6 protein-coding genes are annotated in these 5,671 nt (G+C 68.5%); 1 reads left to right on the forward strand and 5 read right to left on the reverse strand.

The genetic code is table 11. The features are described from left to right. Positions 1–24: 24 nt before the first annotated feature. A complete protein-coding gene (locus tag AC1D12_RS22820) occupies positions 25–1,257 on the reverse strand; it encodes an MFS transporter (RefSeq protein ID WP_477843035.1) in 1,233 nt (410 codons plus the stop codon). Positions 1,258–1,308: 51 nt separating this feature from the next. After that, positions 1,309–1,677, reverse strand: a complete 369-nt coding sequence (locus AC1D12_RS22825) for a YciI family protein (RefSeq protein ID WP_477843037.1) — start codon at positions 1,675–1,677, stop codon at positions 1,309–1,311. A gap of 189 nt (positions 1,678–1,866) precedes the next feature. On the opposite strand from AC1D12_RS22825, the gene AC1D12_RS22830 reads away from it, so the two are divergent. Then, positions 1,867–3,396, forward strand: a complete 1,530-nt coding sequence (locus AC1D12_RS22830; RefSeq protein ID WP_477843039.1) for a Fic family protein — start codon at positions 1,867–1,869, stop codon at positions 3,394–3,396. Between the two features lie 4 nt (positions 3,397–3,400). Here the strand turns inward: AC1D12_RS22830 and AC1D12_RS22835 are convergent, their stop codons facing one another. From AC1D12_RS22835 to AC1D12_RS22845, 3 genes are all read right to left on the reverse strand, one after another. Further along, positions 3,401–4,567 (reverse strand): mandelate racemase/muconate lactonizing enzyme family protein, encoded by a 1,167-nt coding sequence (locus AC1D12_RS22835; RefSeq protein ID WP_477843041.1) that lies wholly within the window; start codon positions 4,565–4,567, stop codon positions 3,401–3,403. Between the two features lie 20 nt (positions 4,568–4,587). Continuing rightward, a complete protein-coding gene (locus AC1D12_RS22840; protein ID WP_477843043.1) occupies positions 4,588–5,283 on the reverse strand; it encodes an SDR family NAD(P)-dependent oxidoreductase in 696 nt (231 codons plus the stop codon). Next, positions 5,273–5,671, reverse strand: a 399-nt coding sequence (locus tag AC1D12_RS22845; protein WP_477843045.1) for a Bug family tripartite tricarboxylate transporter substrate binding protein, incomplete at its 5' end; no start/stop codon positions are given. The genes AC1D12_RS22840 and AC1D12_RS22845, both read right to left, overlap by 11 nt.

A 5,671-nucleotide genomic window follows, 5' to 3' on the forward strand; every position in this document is an offset into this window, starting at 1 on the left:
AGCGAAAGACGGGTCGCTGGTACCTCACGCCGCCGCGGCGATGGTCTCACGCCGCGGCAACCGTGTGAACGCCAGCGCCGACAGGAAGGCCCCGATGCCCAGCGCGAACGCGCCGATGAAGAGCCACGCATAGCTGGACCACGCGTCGTAGATCAGCCCACCCAGCACCGGCCCCAGCGCCATGCCGAGGCTGCTGGCCATCGTGATGCTGCCGATCACCGTGCCCATCATGCGCAGCGGGAAATTCTCGCGCGCCAGCACGGCGAACAGCGGCATCACGCCCGCATAGGTGAAGCCGAACAGCGCAGCGACGGTGTAGAAGCTCCCCAGCTCGCGCGCGGACACGTAGCCCAGCACCACGATCGCCTGGGCGAGCAGCGCCAGCACCAGCACGCGCGCGGCTCCGAAGCGGTCGCCCAGCAGCCCGAACACGAGGCGCCCACCCAGGCCCGCGAGCCCTTCCAGGCTGTAGATCGACACCGCCGCCATCAGCGGGATGCCGCAGGTGACGGCGTAGCTCACCGTGTGGAAGATCGGCCCCGAGTGGGTGGCGCAGCTCAGGAAGCTCGTCAGCACCAGGATCAGGAACGGCGCGGAGCGCATGGCCTGCCCGACGGATGTGGCCGGCTGCTGCGCCGCGCCCGGTGCTGCTGCGGCCGGCGCTTGGGCGAGCGCCGGCGGGCGGCGCACCAGCAACGCCACGGGCAGCATGATGGCCGCGGCCAGGGCCGCGATGACCTGCAGCGCGGTTCGCCAGTCGTGGCCCTGCACCAGCCACGCGGCCAGCGGCGACATCGTCATCGGCGCCATCCCCATGCCGGCCGACACCAGTGACACCGCCAGGCTGCGCCGCGTGTCGAACCACCCGGTGACGCACGCCATCATCGGCGCGAAGATCGCCGCCGCGCTGAAGCCAACGACCGCGCCGAACGACAGCTGGAACGCGAGGAGCGATGTCGCCAGGCTGGACAGCGCGAGCCCGGTGCTGAGCAGCACGGAACCGGCCAGCACCACGATGCGCGGGCCCACGCGGTCGCAGAGCCAGCCCCAGGCGATGCTGCCGAGCGCGAGCGCCCCGAAGGCCAGCGTCATCGCGGTGGAGATCCCGGTGGTGGACCACCCTGTGTCCTGTGCGATCGGCCGCAGGAACACCGGCAGCGAGAACAGCCCGCCGATTGCCACGCAGCCGAGCACGCCACCGGCGGCCACGATGATCCAGCGATAGTGCGCGCGCAGCGCATGGGTCCAGGAATGCATGATCCGGTCCTTTGTCGATTCGACGTGATCTGAAGCGGCGTGATGCCTGCATCAGGGCGTGCCGCCGCACTCCGGCCCGTCGAGCTGGCGTACCTCGCACTCGACGTCCCAATCGGTGCCGTGCACCTGGAGGAAGCGCCGCGTCAACTCGACGGCCTCGGCCTTCGACTGCGCCTCGAGGATCGCGTAGCCCCCGATGACCTCCTTGGCCTCGGTGAACGGGCCGTCGATCACCGTGAGCCTGCCGCCGCGGTGAAGCCGCACGCGCACGCCTTCGGCGGTGGGCCGCAGGCCGGCGGTGCTCACCAGCTGCCCGGTGCGGGTCAGCTCCTCGATCAGCCGGCCCATGTCGGCCATCAGCTGCTCGCTGGGCACGTGGCCGGTGGTTTCGTCGATGCGGATCATCGAAAGGAATCGCATGGTCGGGTCTCCTGGGGCGTGGCGCAGCGGAACGATTCCGCCGCCTTACCCCGCGACGAATGGAGACCGGCCGAATCGACAATCTAGGCACCTCGACGCCTCCGCATAAACGTTTTTTCTGATGAATGGCGTTTTCTAATCAAAATCTGCGGAAAATAATCAAAGTCGATCGAAACTGCGGGGATCTAAGTGGCCGATTGGATCGGATACCAATGGCTAGCTGAGCGCTATGGCGTCTCGCCGGTCCAGGCATTCCGGACGGATAGCAGCATTGCCAAGTCTCGCGCCACGGTGCGCGAGGATGGGCATGTGCATCAGCAATACCTACCTGCTGCGCGGCCTGCGGACACCTTGGCGGGCCACCTGACCTTTGCCCTGAAACGCGAGGGTGTCCACCTGGAGTTCCTGGCGCGCTTGTTCCGCGTGCTGCCGGTGGCGGATCTGGCGGCTTGGGTGGCGAGTGAGCCGACGGGCCAGTACGCGCGCCGTGCCGGATTCTTCTATGAGTACCTGACTGGAGAGCACCTGGCGTTTCCGGGCGTGGTCGCCGGCAACTACGTCGCGGCGCTGGACGACGAGGCCTACCTCACCGCCAGCCACCCCACCAACAACCCGCGTTGGCGTGTGCGCGACAACCTGCCCGGCACGCGCGACTACTGCCCGCTGGTGCTGCGCACGCCACGCGTGCAGCAGGCCGAGCGGTACGACTGCGCAGAACACCTGGCGGACCTGGAGGTCGAGTTCGGTGCCGATCTGCTTCTGCGCAGCGCGGTCTGGCTGACGATCAAGGAAAGCCGGGCCAGCTTCGCGATCGAGCATGAAGAGCAGCACGTCGATCGCGTGCGGCGTTTCGCCTCCGCGATGGAGGAGCGCTGTGGGCAGGGCGAGGACCCGCTTTCGGAAGGCGCACTGGGCGAACTGCAGTCCCAGATCCTCGGACCCCGTGCGACGCGCTACGGCGTGCGCCGTTCGCCGGTGTTCGTCGGCGAGGTGGATGGCTTCACCGAGGTGATTCACTACATCGCGCCGCACTGGGACGAGACGGCGGCATTGCTGTCGGGCTTGCGCGGCTTTGCGGCGCGCACGACAGGCGCAGCCGCGCTGCTGCGTGCCGCCGTGCTGTCGTTCGGCTTCGTGTACATCCACCCCATGTCCGACGGCAACGGCCGGATATCGCGCTTCCTGGTCAACGATGTGCTGCGGCGCGATGGCGCCATCCCCGCGCCTTTCATCCTTCCGGTGTCGGCAACGATCACGAGCAGCGTCGTTCAGCGGCGCGGCTACGACCAGGTGCTGGAACTGTTCTCGCGACCGTTCATGCGCAAGTACGCCCAGGCCTGGCGCTTTGGCGCGGAGCAAGTGGCCGAGGACGGTGTGCACCACCACCTGCAATTCGATGCTTGGCAGGACGCGCTGCCCGCCTGGCGCTACCCGGACATGACCGACCACGTCGAGTACCTGGCCCAGGTGGTTCAGTTGACCATCGAGCAGGAGATGCGCAAGGAGGCAGGTTATCTGCGCAGCCTGCGCATGGCCCGCGAGCGCGTCAAGCAGGTCATCGAAGGGCCCGATGGCGACATCGATCGGATCATCCGTTCAGTGCGGGAGAACGGCGGCAAGGTGTCGAACAAGCTGCTGAGGGAAATACCCGCGCTGGCAGACGAAGCCCTGGCCGCAGAACTCGTGGCAGCCATCCAGGCAGCGTTTGCGCCTTCGTGACAACTCAGCCCGCCAGCCCCTTCATCTGAGCGTACAGATCCGCCTTGCCCTCGAACCCGATCCCCGGCAGCTCGGGCAACGTGACATACCCGTTGTCGACCTGCACGCCATCGGGGAAGCCGCCGTAGGGCTGGAACAGGTCCGGGTACGACTCGTTGCCGCCCAGGCCCAGGCCGGCCGCGATGGCCAGCGACATCTGGTGCCCGCCATGCGGCACGCAACGCGATGCCGACCAGCCATGCGCCTTCAGCATCTCCAGCGTGCGCAGGTACTCGACCAGCCCGTAGCTGAGCGCGCAGTCGAACTGCAGCCAGTCGCGGTCGGGCCGCATGCCGCCGTAGCGGATCAGGTTGCGCGCATCCTGCATCGAGAACAGGTTCTCGCCGGTGGCCATCGGCCCGGCATAGTGCTGCGCCAGCTCGGCCTGCAGGGCATAGTCGAGCGGATCGCCTGCTTCCTCGTACCAGAACAGGTCGTACTGCGACAGCGCCTTCGCATACGCGACGGCAGTCTTCAGGTCGAAGCGCCCGTTCGCGTCGACCGCCAGCTTCTGCCCCGGCCCGAGCAGGCGCAGCACGGCCTCGATGCGCTTGCAGTCTTCGGCCAGCGATGCGCCGCCGATTTTCTTCTTCACCACCGAGTAGCCGCGGTCGAGGTAGCCGCGCATCTCGCGCTCCAGCCCTTCCAGGCCCTGGCCCGGCCAGTAGTAGCCGCCCGCCGCGTAGACGAACACCTTGCGGTTGGCGCGGCCGGTGCCGTAGCGCTCGGCCAGCAGCTGGAACAGCGGCTTGCCTTCGATCTTCGCCACCGCGTCCCACACCGCCATGTCGATCGTGCCGACCGCCACCGAGYGCTCGCCGTGGCCGCCGGGTTTCTCGTTGGTCATCATCGTGGCCCACACCTTGTGCGGATCGATGTTGTCGCGTTCCGCATCGAGCAGGCTGGCCGGATCGGCCTCCTGGATGCGCGGCAGGAAGCGTTCGCGCATCAGCGCACCCTGGCCGTAGCGCCCGTTGGAATTGAAGCCGTAGCCGATCACCGGCTTGCCGTCGCGGATCACGTCGGTGACCACGGCGACCAGGCTCAGCGTCATCTTCGAGAAGTCGATGTATGCGTTGCGGATGCTGGACTGGATGGGCTTGGTCTGTTCGCGGATCTCGATGATCTTCATGGGGGGTTCCTGGGGAGTGTTCAGCGCGGCAGCGAGGCGCCGCCGCAGATCTGGATGTCCTGGCCGGTGATGGCCGCCGCCGCGGGCGAGAGCAGGAAGCCCACCAGCGCGGCGATCTCGTCGGGACGGATGAGCCGCCCGATCGGCGGCAGCACGGGCGCGGCGGCCTGCCGGGCGGGGTCGTCGGTCATCGCCGTCTGCGTGGCCGCGGGCGACACCACGTTGACCGTCACGCCGTGCGCCACTACCTCGGCGGCCCAGCTGCGCGACAGGCCGGCCAGCGCCGCCTTGGTCGCCGCGTACTGGCTGCGGCCGGCCTTGCCCTGCGCGACGCGGCTGCCGATCAGCACGACGCGGCCATGCCCCGCGGCCGCCATGGCCGGCAGCAGCCGGTTGCCGATGCGCTCGGCGGCATCCACATGCAGGCGCCACATCAGTTCGCCGTCGGCAGCCTGCAGGCTGCCGAGGCTGCCCACGCGCAGCACACCGGCGGCATGCACGAAGGCCTGGGCGTGGGCCAGGTGCTGCACCGCGGCGTCGGTCGCCGCGCCGTCGGCCAGGTCGACGCGCAGCGCGTGGAAATGCAGGTGCTCGAGCGTCGCCGGCCCCAGGTCGAGGCCGCTGACGAGCCAGCCGTCTTCCAGCAAGGCCTGCGCGATCGCCCGCCCGATGCCGGAACTGCTGCCGGTCACGACCGCATGGCGTTCACTCGGCACGGATCTTCCCCTCGGTCACGATGCGCTGCGACAGCGCCATGTCGTCCTTCTGGAAGCGCACGAAGTCGTCGATCGAGCCCGGCGTCAGCAGCAGCCCCTGCGGCGTCAGCTGCTCGCGCATGTCGGTGCCCAGCGCCTTGTTGACCTCGGCATTCAGGCGCACCGCGATCTCCTTCGGCAGGTTGGCCGGGCCCCACAGGCCGTACCAGCTGTAGAACTCGTAGCCCGGCACCGTCTCGCCGACGGTCGGCATGTCGGGCTGGCTGGGCACGCGGTTCTTCGAAGTGACGGCCAGCACCTTCAGCTGGCCCGCCTTCGCGAACGAAGCCGAGCCGAGGATCGGGTCGATGAAGGCATCGACGCTGCCGCCGATCAGGTCCTGGTAGGC

This window comes from Rhizobacter sp. P1_G5 (assembly GCF_056405435.1).